Origin of the sequence: Chitinophaga sp. ARDCPP14 (genome assembly GCF_051362515.1) — a bacterium.
GTDB lineage: Bacteria > Bacteroidota > Bacteroidia > Chitinophagales > Chitinophagaceae > Chitinophaga.
This window is the reverse complement of record NZ_JBKIXB010000011.1, coordinates 128,588-149,854: the sequence shown is the minus strand read 5'-3', so window position 1 is coordinate 149,854 and position 21,267 is coordinate 128,588. Positions and strand designations below refer to the sequence as shown.

Below are 21,267 nucleotides of genomic sequence, written 5' to 3'. Positions count from 1 at the left end.
GAATATCCCCATTAGTATGCCGGATCAATCCTGATCCGGCAATCACTTGTCCCTCAAAATAACCCTTGCTTTTTGCCGTCAGAGAAAGATTCCTTAAATTCCTTTTTCTTTCTCACCGCTAAAAGCAAGGGTTATGTCATTTCAGCAACGTACCATCTTTATTACCGGCGCAAGCCGCGGCATAGGCAAAGCCATTGCGCTGCGCCTCGCCAGCCGGGGAGCCAATATTATCATTGCAGCTAAAAGCGTGGAAGAAGATCCAAGACTGGGAGGAACCATCTACTCCGCAGCTGCTGAAGTAGAAGCTGCCGGCGGTAAAGCACTCGCCGTACAGGTAGATATTAGGGAAGAAGCACAGATAGCCGCCGCCGTGCAACAGGGTGTAGAAAAATTCGGTGGAATTGATGTAGTGATCAACAACGCATCGGCCATCCAGCTCACCAATACAGAAGAAACACCCGCCAAACGTTTCGACCTTATGTACAATATCAACGTACGCGGCACCTTCCTCGTAACACAACACTGCCTCCCCTACCTGAAAAAAGGAAATAACCCGCATATCCTTACGCTGTCGCCACCGGTGAACCTCGACCCAAGATGGTTTGGACCACACGTAGCCTATACCATCAGCAAATACAATATGAGCATGCTGGCCTTAGGCTGGGCCAATGAACTGGAGAAATACAACATTGCCTCCAACGCACTATGGCCTGCCACCACCATTGCTACCGCGGCAGTAAAAAACCTGCTGGGAGGCGACTCGCTGATCAACAAAAGCCGTACCCCGGAAATTATTGCCGACGCCGTAGAATATATATTGCAACAGCCCTCGTCGTACACAGGAAATACATTGATTGATGAAGATGTGCTGAAAGCGATGGGGATCACCAACTTCGATAAATATGCGGTAGTGCCGGGCGGCAAGCTGCAGCGGGATTTGTTCCTGTCTTAAAAAAAATGGCCCGGTAAAACAATTTTACCGGGCTTTTCCCCCTCCCTACTCCGGGAATATGCGCGGCATATCCCTGAAAATAAATTGTTTGTATAACTGATCTGCAACAGGATAAATATCATCGGGAATAGCCACCGTTTCCCCATACTCCGACGTTTTATACAATGCGCACCGGATAGCACGCCAGCAATGAGATGTTTTATCATATAACAGCGCTTCCATAGTGGCCTGTTGATCCTGCATAATGGTATCCTGGAACACCAGGCTGTAATCCCTCCAGGAGGCTTTCACGGCTTCATCATCGGAGAACTTCAGCCAGTGACGCACATGCGGCGTCACTTTTTCCCACTCCCTTAAACGGATTAATATAGCTACCAGGCTGTGTACATGATCCATTACATGCGGATCCAGGTCAACAGCCCGGCGGGCGAACTTCGCAGCCAGATCCATCCGGGTATTCAGTATATACAGGCACCAGGCTACCCGGTTCAAATCGCGGGCCGGCAGGCGGAGATAATTGTAATTGAGCTGTTGCTCCATAAACAACAACAGGGAAACCGCAATGGACGTTTCTCCCTGGTCTACCAGGAAACGCAGGTAAGAAATTTTTGCATGCAACAAATCATAGCTGCTCCCCTTCTGATCTACTGCCTGCTGGTACCAGGTATGCGCCAGCTGGTAATCCGTAAGACTTTCCGCATACAACTCCGCCAGTGCGCACATAGGCTGGCATTGGTCGCTGCCGGGAGTGGACATGGCGGCTTTATACAGCTTTTCCGCCTCGGCGTATTCCCCGGTTTCTTTATAACAATGCCCCACCAGGAGCTGTAAGAAAGATACCTGCTGCACAGACGCCGGTGCATGCTTAAACACCGCTATCGCCGCTTCATAGCGACGCTGGTCCGATAACACTTTGACCAGGTGGTGACAGGTAGTTACACAGTCGGGGACATTTTGCAGGTGTTGGCTCCAGAGAGCGGCGGCAGTGTGATAGTCTTTTGCCTGGTAGTAAATTGCTGCCAGCTCCTTATGCACATTAAACGTAATGAACTCAAATTTTCCCGCCCACTCCAAACCATTATTCAACAAAGAAAGATCGCCCGTTTGCGCTGCCACGGCGTGCAATGCATCCAGGTAAACTTTTGCCAATATATCGCCCTGGGGGAAATAGTCATCAGATAAGATAAAAGCCCGCTCAAAATAATGAACAGCCATCTGTGGTTCGCCCAGCGCATAATGGCTGTATGCCAGTATCAGGTAAAAGGAAATTTGTTCCTGCTGTTGCCGCTGGTTTCCCTGCACGGCTTCAAGGTAGGCAATATCCGTTTTTCCCAGTATGCCCGCTGGCCGGGGAGCCTTATGCTTTTTATTCAGCCGCTGCAGAAATGCCGGTAAATTCCTGAGGATTACCTGGAGTGATGCTTCATTCATAACGATTGGGGTTAGTATCCTTGCCGCGTGCCACACGTGCAAATAATAATACACTCCCATCAGGCAGAAGGTACCATCACATAAATTACCTCCCCGCATAACTCCCCGCCGACGACGTCACCGGCCGCCGGTTCACCACATGCAGCAAATACTCCCCGGAACCGGTTTCCATGATGTATCGCCCTTCTTTATACCCCTTCTCTATCGCTACGGCTACTCCGTTTACGGTAACATCTGAAGTGGATTCTGCGGGTGCATAAATAGTAGCGCGGCAATTGGCAGGTATCCGCACCCGCAGGGTAAACGTGTTGTCTTCCTTCTTCCAGTCGCTCACAATTTCCCCATAGGGAGAAAGGTAGCTGGCTTTGGCGAAGGTAACATCCCCCACAGGTTCCGGGCGGATCACAATATCGTGGAAGGCAACACTGCCGGGCACCGGGCGGATACCGGCAAGGCCGCTGTAAAACCATTCCATCAGGTGGCCCAGCATAAAATGATTGTTGGAAGCATCGCGGTAGGCCTGCCACGATTCGGTGAGCGCAGTGGCGCCTTTGGCGAGTTGCAGCCCGTAACCGGGAACATCGCTGCGACTGTTCATATCAAAGATTACATCTGAGCGGCCTTCGTCGTCGAGCACGCGGAGCAGGTAGCGGTAACCGATATCGCCGGCAGTGATACTGTTGTTATGCTGACGGATATCCGCCACGATGTTTTCCACTACGCCGGCTTTATAACGGGGATCTGTTAGCTGCATGTATACCGACATAGCGTTGGCGGTTTGACTGCCCGTAGCATATTGTTTGGTGCTGTCGTTGAAGAAGGCGCGGTTATAAGCCTGCTTTACGGCTTCGCTTTGCGCTTCGTACTTTTGTGCGTCTGCCGTTTTTCCTAGTACGGTGGCTACTTTCGACAGGATGCTGAGATCATAATAGTATATAGCCGTAGCCGTTATACCCTTTGGCGTGAGCTGGGATTCGCCGGGGAATTTCGGGCCGATGTCGTACCAGTCGCCCAGGCCGTGTGACAGAATATGATGATTTGATTTTTGCGAGAGATAGTTTACGTAGCGGGTCATCATCGGGTAACTTTCTTCCAGTACCGATTTATCGCCGTACCATTGATACATGTACCAGGGCAGGATGATGCCGTTGCTGCCCCATTCCGGTGAGTCGCGGAAGCCGTCATCAAATTGCACATACTCCGGTGCGATGTCGGGGATCAGGCCATCTGCGGTTTGTGCATGGATCATATCGCGCACTACTTTGCGGCAAAGTGTGGCAATGTCGTAATTATAACGGATAGAACTGCCTACCAGGTGTGCTTCTTCCAGCCATCCCAGTTTTTCGCGGTGCGGGCAATCGGTAAACACGCTTGCTGTGTTACTGCGGATGGCCCAGTCGATCAGCTTAAAGGTTTTATTAAACAATTCATTGGAGCAGCTGAATTGCCCGATGGTGGGCGCTGCGTTGCGGGTATGCAGGCTATACAGTGTTTGTATTTCCGGCAATCCTGCAGGATTGCTTTTGCCGGCAGGCACGGCGCCGTCGATTTGGATATAGCGGAAACCATAGTACATAAACTGCGGCTGCCAGGATTCTGCACCCGTTCCCTTTAAAGTATAATTAAAAAATACCGGGCTGCCTACGGCAGATTGATCTGCCAGGCCCTTTTCCGTGATCAGTTCTGCCGGCGTGATACGTACCACCATTCCTTTTTTCCCTTTCAGGGAGATGGCAGGAATAGCAGACGCATTTTGCCCCATATCGTACACCCAGGTGTTAGTACCGGTTTGTGTTATTTTAAGCGGCGTAAAGCGGTCGAATATTTTCAGGGGAGCGGCGGTTTGCGCTTCCAGCTGCGGCGGGCCGGTTACCGTTACGGCAGGCCGCCAGGACGCATCGTCGAAGGAAGGGGTGTCCCATCCTGGTTGTTCCAATGTGGCGTTATAATCTTCTCCGCCGTAGATGCTGGAAAAAGTTACAGGGCCGGGTGTTGCTTTCCAGGTAGTATCGCTGATAATATTTTCCGTGGTGCCATCATTGTATTGCAGATGCAGCCTGCAAATGAGTTGCGGGTAGCCGAACGCGCCGGTGAGTTTACGGTATCTTTCACCGGGCACATAAAAGAAGCCGTTGCCAAGCATTACACCGAGTGCATTGGTACCGGTGTGTAGTTGTTCCGTTACATCAAAGGTAACATAGAGGGCATGTTGATCATATTTTGTCCAGCCGGGATCGAGGAAATGATCGCCTGTTTTTTTTCCGTTGAGATGAAGATCAAACTGACCCAGTCCGCTGATATAAACAGTGGCCTTTTGCAGTGGTTTGGCGATATTGAATTCCTTTCTCAGCAGGGGTAGTATGTCTTTCCGGTACCGGTATTTTGGGGCGTTGTCGTTGGTAATAGCGGGAACGATGCGTGCAGTATCCGGCATTTTCTCATAACCGATCCATTGCGCCTGCTGCCAGTCGTGCGGCGAAAACAGGCCCGTATGCCACTGCGCCGTTTCACTCCATGCCGACGGCTTTCCCTGCTGATCCCATACCATTACTTTCCAGTAGTAGGTAGTAGCGGGCAGCAGTGGTTTGCCGTTGTAAAGTACCTGCACCGACTGATCCGACGGCACCTTTTTTGAATCCCAGATGCGTCCGCGGTTTTTATCCAGTGCAGCGGGATTATCCGCTACCAGTACGCGGTAGGCGGTTTGCCGGATGTTGGTGCCTTTACTTCGCAGTTGCCAGCTGAGCGCGGGGTGCGGGGCATCTATGCCCATGGGATTATCCTGGTATTCACATAGCAGGTGTTGCAATGAAACAGATTGCGCAACAATGGTATGGGTAGTACCCAGGAGCAGCAACAAGAGCCATGATTTCATCATCGTCAACTGTTTTTGATATCGGTTAAGGGATCAGATATCTATGATCGCCTTTATCACTCCGTTACGGGGATCCAGCCAGGTGGGAAAGGCGGTTTTTACGTCGCCGAATTTCACCCGGTGGGTAATGTATTTATCCGGATGCACCTGTCCTTCTCTGATACAGCGGATCACCTGTTCAAAATCTTCGCGGGTAGCGTTGCGGCTGCTCATCAGGGTGGTTTCCCTTTTATGAAATTCCGGATGGGAAAACTGGAGCAGGTCTTTCTGCAACCCGATGAGTACATACCGGCCGCCATGTGCCAGGTAATAAATGCCGTTGTTAATGGCTTTCTGGTTACCGGTGGCGTCTATTACTACTACCGGCATATCGCCGCCGGTAATATTGCGCAGCTGCGTGGCTACGTCTGCAGCGGCATTAATCGTAAAAGGAATGCCCAGCGCTTGCTGTGCAAACTGCAGCCGTTTATCCTGGATGTCGGTGGCAATTACCTGTGCGCCGGCAATGCGGGCAAATTCCATGGCGGCCAGGCCGATGGGACCTGCACCCATTACCAGTACGAACTCACCGGGTTGGACGGCTGCGCGGCGGATGCCATGTGCGCTTACCGACAACGGTTCCACCAGTGCCAGCTGTTCGGCGGTGAGGCCATTGCCATGTACCAGCAGGCGTTCCGGCACCGACAGGTACTCTGCCATGCCGCCGTCTTTATGCACCCCTAATACCGCGATATTTTCGCAGCAATTGGGTTTGCCGTTGCGGCAGGCAATACAAACGCCGCAGTTTTCATATGGAATAACGGTTACCAGTTCCCCTATGTGAAAGCTGGTAGATGTTATGCCGTCCAGGTCTACAATTTCACCAGCCAGCTCATGCCCGAGGATGCGGGGATAATTAAAATAAGGCTGGGTACCTTCAAAAGCGTGCAGATCGGTGCCGCAGATCCCTATTTTGCGGATGCGGATAATAGCATGCCCAGCCTGCACCTGGGGCATTGCCTGCAAACCATATTCAAAATTACCGGGAGTAGTACAAATGAGTGTTTTCACCATAATTAATTTAGAAAAAAAAATCCGTACCCGGACGTTTTATTTTCACCGGTGGATAACAGCATGATATTCAAAGAAACAGGATTAAAGAAGATATTTCTTATAGTATATTATCCTGTCTGTTATATATATTGATTATTCCCGGTGAAAAACCCTTCAAGGGTAAGCTATATGTCATCCGGACACTTAATATTATACACTTGCATTTTTACATAATTTGGGTATTTTTACTATCATGCGCGAAGATATCCCCGAATTGCAAAACAAAATATACACCGGTGATACACAGGCATTTAAAGAATTGTACGATGACTTTTGCGCGCCATTACTTCAATTAGCCCTGGCGATTGTTCATTCCAGGGAAATGGCGGAAGAAATAGTTGCAGATGTGTTTATTGCCGTATGGAAAAAAAGGAAAAGCCTTCACCAGGTAAGCAACCTGAAGTGGTATCTCTATGCAGCCACCCGTAACATCGCGCTTAACTATCTCCGTAAATATGCCCATAAAAAAACGCTGCATCTCGATGAAGCCTATTTACTGGAATATGAAATAAATCCCGAAGCGCAACTGATCAGCAATGAAATGATGCGGCATATTAATACGGCCATCAGCGAACTTCCCCCGCAGTGCCGCCTCATCTTTAAACTAGTAAAAGAAGATGAGCTCAAATACAGGGAAGTAGCCATGCTGCTCAACATCTCCATAAAAACGGTAGAAAACCAGGTAGGCATCGCGCTGAAAAAACTCACTAAAATAAAGTCCTTCCTCACTACGCCGCTTCCGGGCGACCAGTAATCTTTCTCAAAAAAAATTCCTGCCCTCTTGGGGGTATTATCTCCTTCCGGTTGTCTTATACCCCGAAGTGCCCTTCGTCAACCATTTTCAATAGTACTATGAGCAACGACCGTATATGGATATTACTCGGTAAACAGTTCAGCGGCGATATTTCACGTGAAGAACTGTCAGAACTGGAAACATTGCTGAAAGATGATCCGGAGGCTGCCGCTTCGCAGGAACTTGCTGCCACCATCTGGCAGTCGCCCATGCAGGAAGTGACTGATATGCAGCACAGTAAAGAACGTATATGGGAAACCGTGAACCCGCAACTTCCCCGCAACAATATACGCAAACTGGTAGCGATGGCAGCGGCAGCAGCAGTGCTGACAGCAGCCTGGACGCTGTGGCATTTTACGCGCACCACGGCCCCTGCGGTGCAACAACTCAGCTCCGCTCCCGGCGGAAAATCGAAGGTGATACTTCCCGATGGCTCCATCGTATGGCTCAACAGCAACACGCAGCTTTCTTACGAAAAAAACAGCTTTGGCCAGCAACAGCGGGAAATTACACTTACCGGTGAAGCCTTTTTTGATATCGCCAAAAGCGAAGGCGTTCCTTTTATTATTCATGCGGGGAAAGTAAACATCCGTGTACTCGGCACCGCGTTTAACGTGAAAGCCTATACGGGCGACAGCGCCGTGTCCACTACGCTGGTCCGCGGAAAAATTGCGGTATCGTTTGGCGGAAAAACTGTGGTGATGCAACCTGAAGAAAAACTAATGGTCCCTGCAACCCGGCTGGCGCCTGTCTTGCAGCAAAAACACCTGGAGAAAGATAGCAGCGGACAGCTCCGCGAAATATCCTGGCTGAATAATAAACTGGTATTTGACAACGAAACCTTTGGTGAACTGGCGGTGAAAATGCACCAGTGGTACGGGGTTACTATACACTTTGAATCTGCCCAACTGCAACAACTCCGGTTTTCCGGCATCATCGATACAGAATCAATAGACGAGACACTGAAAATGCTGCAGCTATCGCGGCCCTTTAATTTCCGGATCAACGGGAAGGACGTCCGCATCAGTAATTGATACCGTATTTATCATCTTCAAAAATAAATGCTATGACATAAAAACATTACAAACCCGTTCTTTTAACTTTCGTTCACCCTCTTTACATTCCATGTTATGAAGATAATGTTCCTATGGACTTTTATTAAAAGTCTGCATGGCAGGCTGCCTGGTATACTCATCCTGGCCTTGCTGCTAACCGGTATCACGCCGGTATACGCCACCTCCGCCACCCAGGAAAAGATCAGTATCTCCCTGGAGAAAGTCAGCATTAAAACAGTGCTGAAAGCTATTCAACAAAAAAGCCGCTACCGGCTGATCTACAACGACGATATTTTACCGGAGAAACCGCCGGTATCCATTCACGCAGAAAATGCCACCGTAGAGCAGCTGCTCACTGAAACCCTTTCCGGTACTACGCTTCGTTACACTGTACTGAACGACAACGCTATTGTAATTGCATCCGGAAATATCATCGCCGCCAAATTAAGCGGCATTGTAAAAAATGAACACGGCGATCCGCTGATTGGTGTTTCCGTAAAAGTAAAAGGTACCAATATTGGTACCATGACCAATGAACACGGTCGTTTTGAACTGCAGGCTGCCGCCGGCGTTACGCTGGTATTCAGCTACGTAGGTTATGAACAAACCGAAGTGGTAAGCACCGCCGATCCTATCAACATCATCCTGAAAGAAAGTGCCAGCGGATTAAATGAAGTAGTGGTGGTGGGTTACGGCACACAGAAGAAAACTTCCTCCACCGCCGCCGTGGCAGCAGTACAGGGTAAGGAGCTGGCAAAATCGCCGGTAACCAATATCTCCAATTCGCTGGCGGGAAATGTTTCCGGTATCAGCATGCGTCCCAATGGCGGCCAGCCTGGCAGGGATAATCCTGATATTCACATCAGGGGTATTGCCACCACTGGTAACAACTCACCGTTGATAGTAGTGGATGGTATCATCCGCAACAACATCAACGAGATTGCGCCCAGCTCCATCGCCTCCGTGACGGTATTGAAAGATGCCGCCGCAGTAGCCCCTTACGGATTGGGTGGCGCTAATGGAGTAATCCTCATCACCACCAAACGCGGACAAACAGGTATGCCGTCGTTATCGCTCAACGCTTATTACGGTTGGCAAACGCCCACTTATTATCCTAAAATGCTGAATGCGCAGGACTATATGCGCCTGCGTAATGAAGCCTATATGAATGAAAACCCGGGTGGCGCACAGCAGCCATTCTCCGAAGAGCTGATCAACACGTATGCAGACCTGAACGCCAAAGATCCCGACAAATATCCCATCAGCAATACCAAAGACCTCGTGCGCATGCGTGCGCCGATTCAAAACTATAACCTGCAACTCAGTGGCGGCACCAAAGTGGTGCGGTACTATGCCGGTATTGGTTTCCTTAAACAGGATGGTATGTTTGACCCGATCAACTACAAACGTTACGATTATAATGTAAACATGGAAGTGAGCGCCACGTCCACCACCACGGTATCACTGTCGCTTATTGGCGCCATTGAAAATACCAACAGTGTAGATGCTGCCACTACACCCGGGCAACTGTTCCGTAGTGCATATAAACTGATCCCCATCACCAACATGTATTACAGTAATGGCCTGTGGGGCGAGTTTGCAGGCAATACGCCGGTAGGTATCCTGAAAGCAGGTTATTCCCACCGCAATGCTACTTCCCTGCTGACCACCCTCGCCGTGGAACAGCAACTGCCTTTCATTAAAGGGCTTAGTATTAAAGGTACTTTCAGCTATGATCCTAACGACTTCACCGTGAAAGGATGGCATACGCCGTTTTACTTTTATTCGCAGAATACCTCCACTAACCCCTACTCATATACGAAACAGATATCCACTTCGGAAGGTAGCGCTGCACCTTACACCTGGCTGAACCAGGAGTATTCAAAGAACCAGTTCTATACTTACCAGGGATTCCTGAACTATCATAACAGCTTTGGCAAGCACGACTTCACAGGACTGCTGGTAGCCGAAGCCCGCAAGAATGACTCTACCGGCTTCTCTGCCCGGCGGAATAATTTTGCGGTAAACATCGACGAGCTGGGAATGGGCAGTTCCAACAAAAATGATTTTGATAACAATGGCTCTACTATTACCGGTAGTCAACTTGGTTTTGTATACCGCGTAGGTTACATCTACGATCAAAAATATCTTTTTGAAGCAGCCGGCCGGTACGATGGTCACTATTATTTTGCGCCTGGCAAACGCTGGGGTTATTTCCCTGCTTTCTCCGCAGGATGGATTATCTCCGAAGAAAAATTTATGAAGGATCGTCCCTCTGTGCTGAACTATCTTAAACTCAGGGGCTCCTGGGGAAAATCGGGTAACCTGGCCGGATCTGCGTTCCAGTACCTGAACGGTTATAATTTATACGGTAACGCCTATGCTTATGGCAACGGCAATATGGTACAGGGTTCCAACATCAGCAGGGAAGCCAATCCCAATATCACCTGGGAAATATCTACTAAAACAGATATCGGTATAGACGCTACTTTATGGAAAGGTTTACTTACACTGGAAGTAGATTATTTTCATGAAAGAAGAACGGGTATGCTGCTGCCGCCGGCAGTAACGGTGCCGGTTGAATATGGCCTGGGCCTCTCCGACGAAAACCAGGGTATTATGGAAAACCGTGGTATCGATATTTCCGCGGGTACCAGCCACCGTTTCAACAATGGCCTGCAAGTAAACCTGAACGGCAATTTCAGCTATGCGAAGAATAAAATGATCCAGGTGTTTGAAACTGCTGCCACACATGATAATCCCAATCGCAGCAGAACAGGCCGGCCCACCGGCACGCAGTTCGGCTATCATGCGCTGGGATTGTTCTCCCAGGGAGATGATAAAAACAGCGATGGTATCATCAACAGTGACGATGGCTACAACGTTACCCAGTTTGGCGTGCTACATCCCGGCGACATCCGCTATGCAGATATAGGCGGTCCCGGTGGTAAACCCGATGGTAAAATAGATTCCTATGATGAAACAGTAATCGGCAACCCCGTGTATCCTTTCATCACCTACGGTTTCACGCCCAGCGCTTCCTGGAAAGGATTTGACCTCAGCCTGTTTTTCCAGGGATCTGCGCTGGCCAGCCTTAACATCCGTGGTTTCCAGACGGTGCCGTTTAACAACAACAACAGTAATTCAGCTTATGAATACTACAACGACCACTGGACACCGGCCACGCCCAATGCAAAGTATCCGCGTGCGAACCAGTCGCCCTACGCTAATAATACACAGAACTCCGATTTCTGGATGATGAAAACGGGTTATCTCCGCTTAAAAACTGCCGTGCTGGGATACACCCTTCCTCTCAATATTTCAAAAGCTATGAAGATGCAGAGTGTCCGTTGTTATTTCTCCGGGCAGAACCTGCTCACCTTCAGCAAAATGAAATTCATGGATCCGGAAGTAGGCTACACCGACCTGGAAACAGCGTATCCTAACCAGAAGGTATTTGTGTTTGGACTCAATGTCACCTTTTAGATTCATCCTGTTAAATAAAAATATTATGATCCGCTTCATACATCTGTTGCCCGCCGTTATACTGCTGCTCAGTATCCTGTCGTGCAAAAAAGAATTCCTGGAAAATACCGACAAGTCGAAGCTCACCGATGAAACCCAATGGAGTACAGAAGGGAATGCCGATCTTTTCCTGAACGATATTTACAGCGCATTACCGAACTACTGGAACCAGCCGGAAAACCTGGATAACTTCACCGACGACAACGACGCCGGCTTTTATTACACTTCCTACAACTGGAAACAGGGCATTGTGGAACCTTCCTCCAACGACTATACTATTTGGGGAGGCATCACGGGTTCCGGCGATCTCACCAACTGGACAACCATCTTCACTAATATCCGCAAATGCAACACCTTCATTACGGAGGTGCGTAATAACGCTGCTAACTTCTCGCCCGAGTGGCTGAACAAACGGCTCGATGAAGCCCGTTTTATCCGCGCCTTTTTTTATAGCGAATTGTGGATGCACATCGGCGGATTGCCTATTATTACCGTGCCCGCCGACAGGCGCACCATGGACAGCGCCGCCATTTACACGCCCAGGAGTACTTTTGCGGAAACAACGGACTTCATCACCACGCAACTGGATTCCATTGCCAAAGATGGTTACCTGCCGGCTAAATACAACAAGGGCGACGCAGATGCTGGCCGTGCTACACTGGGCGCTGCGCTGGCCTTAAAAGGATGGGTGGAATTATATGCCGCCAGTCCTGCTTTCAACGCCGCACAACCTGCCGCAGGCAACGACCCGCACAAAGTAGCCGGTTACAATAACTTCGATGCGCAGCGCTGGAGTAAGGCCGCCGCTACTTTCAAACAGTTCATCGACCTTTATGGCAACGGTAAATCATACGAACTGTTTCCCGAACCTTCCGCTATCTGGTACGAAGCCAATGAGTATCATTCGGAAGTAGTGTGGGATCGCCAGGTAGTAGCCAACACTATGGGATCTTCCTTTGAACAATATGGCGGCCCGGTGTGGATCAATGGCGCTTATTATACCTGGGGCAACTACAACCCTACCCAGGAACTGGTAGACCAGTTCAATATGGCCAATGGCAAACCCATTACTGATCCCACTTCCGGCTATGATCCGCAACACCCTTACATAGGCCGCGAGAAGCGTTTTTACGACTGGATCGTATATGACGGCGCGCCCTATAAAATGAACTGGATGGATAAAGGCGACACCATATACACCCGCATTGATAAAGTACGTCCTTCCAAAAACCAGATTGATTTTGGTACCGATGACGTAAGCAATACCGGCTATTATTTTAAAAAGCGGCTCAATCCACTGGTGCGGCCCGGCGGTGGCGCAGTAAGCGGCGCCAACTTTATCTACTACCGCTATGCAGAAGTATTACTGGGATATGCCGAAGCGCAAAATGAATCCGCAGGCCCCGATGCCACTGTATACAATGCCATTAACCAGATCCGCAAAAGAGCTGGGTTGCCCAACCTGGCGCCAGGATTATCTCAGGCAGAGATGCGAGCTGCTATTTATCATGAAAGACGCGTGGAGCTCTGTTTTGAGAACAAACGCTTTTATGACATCATTCGCTGGAAAACCGTGAGCACGGTGATGAATGTGGATAAACACGCCATGAAGATCACGAATACGGTGCCCAATAACAACTCAGGGGTATGGAAATACGAAATTGTGCCGTTGAACCACCCGCATGTGTTTACCTCAAAAATGTACCTGAACCCGGTACCGCAGGATGTGATAGACCGTAACCCGAAGATTGTGCAGAACCCAGGATATTAAGAGATATCTATTAAAAAAAGTTGCAGGCAGGTCCTGCAACTTTTTTATTTTATATGGCTGGTGTGTAAGAATGAGGTAATTAGGAAGTATTTGTAACTTATATTTTTGCAATCGTCTTATGCACATTTTTCTTCTCTTTTTTCCTTAATTCTTTATTTGTACTGATATTATACGCCTTGCCTTTCTCCGCCAGCAAAAACCAGCTGAGTGCGGGTATTGTATTGTTTGAGTGCAGCTCCAGCCTGATAAACAACTCATCATTAGGAAATTCTTTATTATGAATAATACGGCTTAAACGGGTTTCATCGATACTGATCTCCGCGGCGAATTCCTTTTGCTTCTTTTGCACGGCCCGGATATAGGCAGAAAGGAAATAGCCGAAGTGCAATGAGCCCTGGTATTCCAGTGATTCAATTACGCTTTCCATCTGGTACTTAACTTGCAATAAGTCTGCTCTGAGGTGATCGGCTGGGGTCATTTTATTCCACTGCTGCATACGAAACGCTGCCATTTCTCTATCTGCAGCAGTTTTTTCTTCTTTGGAAAGGCCGTGAGGATAAATGTTATCCACAGATAGTTCTTCACCTATTTTCTTATTCTTCTTCATAATTAATCGTTTTCCAAATAATCTGTAATGAGAGTAATAGAAATTTCACCGTCTACATAGAGCTGTGCTCCCATTGGAGAAAAAAAATATTTCCTCATATAATGAGAAATTAATACCGTCTTAGGTATCAAAGAAACAAAACCATTAAACCCTTCTTTAAATGACAGTTTGCATGCAAAAGCAATCAAACAACCTGCCAGCCTATCATACACCTTAAAATCACCTCTATTCTCCCGTGACAATTCCAACAAATCTTATTTCACATCTACGCTCTGAAGAATTAATTTAAACAGACATCAGTCCAAGAATATAATCATCATTGATAAATGTGATTTTATAGGTTTCAAATTCTACTTCCCTTTCCCAATCAAAATCAAATCTCTTCTTTGTGGCGCCTGTTAACTCCACTTTTCGTAGTAAAGTTATACGAGCCTCTTTATATTTGCCCGATGCAGTATGTAGAACTCTCATAAAGTTATGTAAATTTATTTTATTTGTCAATTAATTGATAAAAATCATCAATTAAAAGAATAAATGACCCGACTTAAAAGCAACTGTATTGCGGCTGAAGCATCATTAATTATTACAAAATGGGAAGCAATATGCGTAGTTAATTAACTGATAAGAGGAAATTCCCCGGGGGTTATACAAAGTATAAAACAGCTGAATATTTAGTTTAATTAAATATACACAGATATCGCAAATCAGTACTATGCAATTAATTAAATTCAAAACAAAAAGCCATCAATAACGACAGCTTTTTGGGTTAATCTTCGGAACAGTCTCTCTCTCACTCCACCATTCTCCCCACCCCTTCCGTCATCCACACCTTTACCCCGCCCTGCGCATCCACATACACCAGGTATGCATCCAGATCTTTCCGTTGCGCCAGGAACTGTTTCGTTGCCTCTACTCCCATTACCATAAAAGCGGTATCATATCCGTCTGCGGTAATAGCATCTTCAGAAAACACCGTAACGCTCAACAGCGAATCGGGTGTGGAGTAGCCGGTTTTGGGATGAATGATATGCCCGGATACAGTACCGTTTTGCTCATAGTGATCGCGGTAATTGCCTGCCGTGGTAGCGGACCTGTTATGCAGCCGTATGGTAGCCAGTTGCTGATCGGGATGCAATGGGTTATCGATGCCAACGGTCCACGAATTGCCGTTTTTAAGCCCTTTACAGCGCACTTCCCCGCCTATCTCTACCATGTAGTCGCTGATGCTGTTGCGATCCAGTAATGCGGCTAAAACATCCACACTATAGCCTTGCGCAATGCCGTCGAAATCGAGGCTTACGCCTTCCTTTAATTTGCGCACGCCGGTTTCATCAAAACGGATATTGGAAAAGCCTACATATTGCAACAGGGAATCGGCCTTTTCCCACCACGGGGTATGTGTTCTTTTGCCCTGCCGGTAAGCGGCTGTGAGCGGCATGACAGTAGGGTCGAAAGCGCCGCCGGTAGCGGCGTATATCTCGGCGGATTTTTTTAATACCGGGTAAAAATAAGGCAGCTGGAATTCAAGGGAGGTAGCGCGGTTAAATAAAGAGATCTCGGAGTCTTTCCGGTAAACAGACAGGCACTGGTCGATGTCTGCTAAGATTTGTGTTATCTGCGGCGTGAAATCCCGCTGCTGCGCATCCGCATATTGAATATGCCAGGTAGTGCCCTGCGCGCTGCCTTCCAGGTGTATCATGGAAGGGGCAACGGCGGTATGCAACAGCAGCAGGATATAAACGGCGTACATGTTTAATTTTTAAGCAGGTCCATCAGTTCGGGGAGATGATCGGTGTATACACTTCTCGGGCTGCCGTGGTATTTATTGGCCACATAGGCGGCAAAGCCTACTACTTCTCCCATCATACCACAGGTGCGCATTACGCGGGTACTGCCAAAGGCTACATGCGTGGTGCTGATATTCCGTCCTGCCATAAACAGGTTGCTGATATTTTTAGAATATAAACAACGGTACGGAATGGTATACGGGGCCACCCTGATATGTTTGGTGCCGGCAAAAAATTCCTGTCCTTCAAAATATTTTTTGTTGACAGGATCCGGGAAATGCAGGTCGATGGTCCAGGTGGCGGTGACAGCGCCATCCGGGTACATTTTGCCTTCCTGGATATCCATCTGGGTGAGCACATGATCGCCGATGATCCTCCGGGATTCACGCTTACCGCCGATATAGGCTACCCAGGCCAGTTGCTGTTTGCCATATTTTTCGGGCTTGCTGTTTTTAAGATAGGACCAGTTACCATAAATTGCGCGCAGGTTATGATCGCGGATTTGTTCGGCTTCCGTGATGGTATTGAAATTACCAAAACCGGTTTCCCATTCCCAGTCCGCCTTAGACGCATCAATATGATATTCGTCTGAAAACTGCAATGCCCAGGGGGTGGCAGGGAAAGCAGTAACGCTGTCTGTTGGCAGGGAGGCCCACAAGTTAGAAGTGCCAAGTGTAAAGCTATCTGGCTTCTCTGCGGCGAGCGATTCGCCTGTTTCTTCTTTGCTTTCCCGGCCCATCCTGAAGGCGGCGCCGGCAAGATAACCTATCGTGCCATCGCCGGTACAATCAGAGAAATAAGTGCCGGTAAAACGTGTTTCCTGGTTGCTCGCAATATCACGGCCGGTAACCGCTACAATATGATCTTTCTCTTTTTCTACTTTGAATACATAGGTATTGAGGAACAGGGTAAGATTTTTTTCTGCTTTAACGATGGCTATTTTACGGGCATCGCCATATTCTTTTGCATCGGGGTTACCGTTACCGGGATCGCCGTTATCCATTTCCCTTACAATGCGACCCAGCTTGGGATAGTAATTTTTGTCGATATCGCCCATCAGGTGCACCCGTATTTCCGAGCTGTTGTTACCGCCAAGTACGGGTCTGTCTTGTATCAACGCTACTTTCAAACCCATGCGGGAAGCGGATATAGCGGCACAGGTGCCGGCAATGCCGCCACCTACTACCACGAGATCAAACGGGCCTGCTTCTTTTGGCGCCGCTGTTAAATGCAAAAGGTTACGCCGTAATGCACTCAGTGCGGCCGCGTCATCCGGCGGGGTAAATTTCCCGGTGGTAAACATCAGGGCATCACAACGGCCATTAAAACCGGTGAGGTCGCGCAAGGCTATTTTTGTGGCGCCGGCAGCCACGGTGATCTCGCCGCCGTCGTACCATTTCCATTTGTCGTTGCCGCTTTCCCCAAACACCGTTTTCACCGGTGCATCATTCACTACCACCTGGAATTTTCCTGGTCCCTTCGGGAAGGGCGCCCAGTCTTTTGTGCGCACCCATAAATGATAAGTACCTTTCTCCGGGAAATTAACGGTAGTCACCGCATCTTTTACCGGGCGGCCCATGCCGTGCGCCATCAGGTAGGAGGAGCCCATTACGGGAAACGACTGCTGGTCGATTACCCAGCCGCCTTTTTCTGTAAAGGATTCTGTTTCTACAAATACCCGCTGTTGCGCCTGCAGCCAGGGTGTACATATACACAACAACAGGATGGTGAGCCAGCTATTTTTCAGTTGGATGAAGCGTTTGTTCATATTCATGCATCTTAATTTTTACGGAATGATTCACCGGCTGCTGTTGTAGCAGCAACGCATGGATAGCGGCTGCCCGTGTGGCATCGGTGTTTTTTAACTGGTTTGCCAGCAGCTGTATCGCTGCATCCGGCAAATGGGGCGTGGCCTGTAATGCGGCCAGTATTAAATGGAACTGTTCCTCATTGGCGCTGCTGCCCGCATTCGCGAGTTGCTTTGCCATTGCATCGCTCAGCGGCACGGTGGCCAGTTTACGCAGCATGGTTAACTGTAACGGGTACACGCTTTTAGTGTAAGTATCCCACAACCACGACTGTGCCTTGACGCCGCTGATAAAACCGGGATGTACCTGTTGCAAAGTATACCTGGCAATAAAAATATTTTTGCCATTAATCAAAGTACGGATATCATTTTCAAAACCCGGCATTATCCTCCCGTTTTTATCCATCACCTTTTCAAGTGCTTTATACTGATAAGCGTGATTGGAGGAAGACAGAAAACGATGCAGCAGTGCGGGATTGATATAGGTATCTGTAATACGGGCGATTTCATCTGTCACGGTACCGTGTGCGATATGCCACAAGGTATAACAGGTGTACACGGCGCCGGAAATCACTTCATTTTTAATGGTTTTCAGCGTAGCGCCGGTGCGGGCATCCACCGAATCGCTGAGACTTTCCGTTCCCGGTACAATGAGGTCGGTGATAGCCAGATCAGCCAGCAACGAATTGGGCCGGGCCAGTATGTCCTGCAGCTTTTCATAATCGTCGCGTTTAAATTCTTTGTGATCCAGCTTTGTTAATACTTCCTTTCCGGGCAGATCATAACGGATATAATTGCCCAGCAGGTCCCAGTAAAGGTTGATGTATACCGGTTTACATTCTCCCGTATAACAAACCGGCGTAAAAATATGCCGATAATAGTACAGTGGCCTGTTATCCCGGTCCAGCGCCAGCTGCAGCTCATAAGCTGCAGTGTCACTGATACGATATGTTTTATAGAAAGCCGCCACCGGTAACAGCGAGCGGTTACCCAGCACGTCTTTCACGGCGCCGGTATCTACGGGATTTTTCCCGTTGGCTACCTGGCAACACCACATCAGTAAACAGACCACTGTATATTTCATGCCGCTCCTTATTTATATTCCAGCCATGCAGTAGCGTGGCAGTTTTTATTGCTGGTAAAACGGATCCATCTTGCTTCGAAGCCATCGGGGAACTGCCAGTTCAGCGTTTCTCCCGGGGCAACGGTAACGGTTTTATACTTCATCCAGGCGCCATTGCCCACCGGGTCGATGTCCAGGGTAAATTCAACCGGCGCGGCAGCATCATGCGATAACTGCAGCTGCCGCTGTGAATAAAAACCAATCAGGTAAGGATCTGATGCCTTGCCTGCTTCCACCGCCTCATCTTTCCACGGACCGCCGCGGCCCACCGGCCGGCCCAGCTGCCAGAGATCATCGATAGCGCCTGCCCATACCATCGCTTTTTTATCTTCCGATACAACGATATGTTCGCCGGCTTTGGTACCGGGAGCAATGCCTGTCATTACCAGCATACCACGGTAAGCGGCGTAGTCGTTGATCCGGAAAGGATGCGATGCTACCGGTCGTATTTTCGCGTAGCCGTCGGCGTTTTCCGCAGGCAATTCATAGAAGGTGCCCATACAATTAAACAGGTCCCTTTCTGTTGACACCTCGCGGCAAATGCGCAGGGCGGCTTTCCCGGTAAGCCCGGCGAAGGCTTCGTTGCCTAATGGCAACCGCCATCTGCGGCCTTTGTCGTCTACAATCAATACAGCGCCGGCTTCCACCGTCACCGCCTGTTGCGGGATGGCGAATTTCTGCCGGATAAAGTCCGCCGTTTTAGGATCGTCTTTTTTTACCAGGTCCATATTAGCATCCAGCTCGTAATAGCCTTCCACTGTAGCGTCGCCATTTTTATACGACTGTGCCAGTATGCCAAGTGCGCGGCGATCGTTACCTAAACCATATAATAATCCGCCGTTGGAAACGGCATCGGTTACTTTGCTTAGTCCGCTGAAAATAGCCGCCGGGGCTGTTTTGCGGGCATCATTGGCAGCATAAAAGAAATGCGCGGTGGCAACTACCGGTTGTGCGGCAGTGATGCGGATCCATTCTCCCGGCATATTTTCCGGGAAAATAATGTCACCGGTTTGCCCGGGTGCTACGGTTACTTTTTGCGCAACGCTCCAGTTGCCGTCGCCTTTATCTGTTTCCAGCGTGAACTCCACGGCACGTTTGCTGTTGTGGGTGATGCGCGCGCTGCGGTGAGGCCAGCCGGCAAAAAGGAAAGGCTCGGAAGGCTGAGAGGGTGTTACGGCTTCATTCAGCCATACGGCGCCTTCGGCGGTATTAGGTCCCAGCGCATCGGGTTGTTGCAGGGAGGTAAACCAGAGATTGGAATTTGATTGTCCGGGTCCTTCAATACTTCCTTTGGCGGTACGCTTGTTGAGAAATTCTTTTTGTGCGGCGTCGTCACAACCAAACACCAGTTGATCCTGCCAGCGGGTGAAGTCGCCGATCACTTTCAGGTAGGCACTACGGGGACGGATACCCGCAGTATGCCCGGTAGAAAACTGTCCGGGGAAATGCCAGAACAGGCCGTGCATGGTCATGAGGTAATCCGGTTTATTGTTGGCGCCGATATCGCGGATACGCGGCCATTCGGTGTTCCAGCCATGTGCGCCGTCGTAGCTGTGACTGGCCTTTGGCAACCGGAAAAAGCTCCATTTGCCCTGGTCGCGCAATCCGAGTAACACCGATTTATGATCCCAGCCCGTTGCCCATATGGGATCTGTGGCCGGATTTTTATTTCCGGAGATACCGCCCGGGCCGGTGATTTCCGTGAACTGGTTCCGGCGCACCACTTTCCAGTCCTTCCCGTTCCATTCCGATAACGACCCGGCTTCAATATCAAACTGGGTCAATGCTTTGGGTCCGGGTTCCCCGTTGTTGGAATAGATCATTACGCCCTGCCCCGAATACAGGCCTTTACCATGCGCTCCCGGCAACAAGGCGGAAGGTGAGTTGGCGGTAGTGTCTGCGCCTTTTTCGTTTTTTACATTTCCATCTTCATATAATAAAGTAGGCTGAAGGGTTTTTACATCTACTTCATAAAAACCTTCTTCCATAGTGCCATAGTAAATTTTGCCGGCGGGATCTGTAAGATGCCTGGCGTTACCGGTATGCCGCCCGGGCATTGCCGTGTAAGGGATGACGCGCACCTGGCCGTTTTCTCCAATCGCATATGGCCCTATGAACAACTGGTGGCTTTCCGGGTGGATCATGCGGTTGGCTGGTGTGCCGCCAATGCTTTCGCTGCGTACCACCTGTTTCAGGTCGGGGGTTATTTCATACAGTTTATCAGATGAACCAAAAGGCAGGTGCGGGCCGTAAGTAATTACCCACAGTTTCCCCGCCCAGGGCACTACTGCACCGGTACCGCATTCTCCTTCCTTGTTATACATCGCCAGTTGCGGGTAAATACCGCTGAACGATCGCGGCGCCGCGGCTTTTTCACTTTTACAGGCAGCTCCCAATATACCGATGGTCATTAATACTGCTGCCAATCTATTTCTTTGTGTCATGTGCT

14 protein-coding genes are annotated in these 21,267 nt (G+C 49.2%); 5 read left to right on the top strand and 9 right to left on the bottom strand.

The features are described from left to right. Positions 1-133 precede the first annotated feature (133 nt). Positions 134-952, top strand: a complete 819-nt coding sequence (locus ACLHR0_RS25765; RefSeq protein WP_436490525.1) for an SDR family oxidoreductase — start codon at positions 134-136, stop codon at positions 950-952. A 45-nt stretch (positions 953-997) separates the two neighbouring features. Here ACLHR0_RS25765 and ACLHR0_RS25760 read toward each other — a convergent pair whose 3' ends face one another. The 3 genes from ACLHR0_RS25760 to ACLHR0_RS25750 all read right to left on the bottom strand — a co-directional run bounded on the left by ACLHR0_RS25760 (position 998) and on the right by ACLHR0_RS25750 (position 6,311). Then, a complete protein-coding gene (locus tag ACLHR0_RS25760) occupies positions 998-2,383 on the bottom strand; it encodes a hypothetical protein (RefSeq protein ID WP_436490523.1) in 1,386 nt (461 codons plus the stop codon). 85 nt (positions 2,384-2,468) lie between these two features. Further along, entirely contained in the window at positions 2,469-5,261 is a 2,793-nt protein-coding gene (locus ACLHR0_RS25755; protein ID WP_436490521.1) for a family 78 glycoside hydrolase catalytic domain, read from the bottom strand. 30 nt (positions 5,262-5,291) lie between these two features. Next, entirely contained in the window at positions 5,292-6,311 is a 1,020-nt protein-coding gene (locus ACLHR0_RS25750; protein WP_436490519.1) for a zinc-binding alcohol dehydrogenase family protein, read from the bottom strand. 232 nt (positions 6,312-6,543) lie between these two features. Between ACLHR0_RS25750 and ACLHR0_RS25745 the strand changes: the two genes are divergently transcribed. From ACLHR0_RS25745 to ACLHR0_RS25730, 4 genes are all read left to right on the top strand, one after another. Further along, complete coding sequence (locus ACLHR0_RS25745; RefSeq protein ID WP_370908109.1) at positions 6,544-7,104, top strand: RNA polymerase sigma-70 factor; 561 nt, start codon at positions 6,544-6,546, stop codon at positions 7,102-7,104. 98 nt (positions 7,105-7,202) lie between these two features. Beyond that, on the top strand, positions 7,203-8,177 hold the full coding sequence (locus tag ACLHR0_RS25740) for a FecR family protein (RefSeq protein ID WP_436490517.1): 975 nt from the start codon (positions 7,203-7,205) through the stop codon (positions 8,175-8,177). A 96-nt stretch (positions 8,178-8,273) separates the two neighbouring features. Next, a complete protein-coding gene (locus ACLHR0_RS25735) occupies positions 8,274-11,684 on the top strand; it encodes a SusC/RagA family TonB-linked outer membrane protein (protein WP_436490515.1) in 3,411 nt (1,136 codons plus the stop codon). A 25-nt stretch (positions 11,685-11,709) separates the two neighbouring features. Continuing rightward, on the top strand, positions 11,710-13,494 hold the full coding sequence (locus tag ACLHR0_RS25730; RefSeq protein ID WP_436490514.1) for a RagB/SusD family nutrient uptake outer membrane protein: 1,785 nt from the start codon (positions 11,710-11,712) through the stop codon (positions 13,492-13,494). Between the two features lie 97 nt (positions 13,495-13,591). Here ACLHR0_RS25730 and ACLHR0_RS25725 read toward each other — a convergent pair whose 3' ends face one another. The 6 genes from ACLHR0_RS25725 to ACLHR0_RS25700 form a co-directional block, all read right to left on the bottom strand. After that, on the bottom strand, positions 13,592-14,101 hold the full coding sequence (locus tag ACLHR0_RS25725) for a hypothetical protein (RefSeq protein WP_436490512.1): 510 nt from the start codon (positions 14,099-14,101) through the stop codon (positions 13,592-13,594). Between the two features lie 285 nt (positions 14,102-14,386). After that, positions 14,387-14,572 (bottom strand): hypothetical protein, encoded by a 186-nt coding sequence (locus ACLHR0_RS25720; RefSeq protein ID WP_436490510.1) that lies wholly within the window; start codon positions 14,570-14,572, stop codon positions 14,387-14,389. Positions 14,573-14,891: 319 nt separating this feature from the next. Further along, positions 14,892-15,851 (bottom strand): FAD:protein FMN transferase, encoded by a 960-nt coding sequence (locus tag ACLHR0_RS25715; RefSeq protein ID WP_436490508.1) that lies wholly within the window; start codon positions 15,849-15,851, stop codon positions 14,892-14,894. 2 nt (positions 15,852-15,853) lie between these two features. Then, on the bottom strand, positions 15,854-17,662 hold the full coding sequence (locus ACLHR0_RS25710; protein WP_436490507.1) for an FAD-dependent oxidoreductase: 1,809 nt from the start codon (positions 17,660-17,662) through the stop codon (positions 15,854-15,856). Beyond that, positions 17,625-18,779: a hypothetical protein gene (locus ACLHR0_RS25705; protein ID WP_436490505.1), complete on the bottom strand. Its 1,155-nt coding sequence runs from the start codon at positions 18,777-18,779 to the stop codon at positions 17,625-17,627. Before ACLHR0_RS25705 ends, ACLHR0_RS25710 begins: the two co-directional genes overlap by 38 nt. 8 nt (positions 18,780-18,787) lie before the next feature. Next, positions 18,788-21,262, bottom strand: coding sequence for a hypothetical protein (locus ACLHR0_RS25700; protein WP_436490503.1), 2,475 nt, complete (start codon positions 21,260-21,262; stop codon positions 18,788-18,790). Between the last annotated feature and the right edge of the window lie 5 nt (positions 21,263-21,267).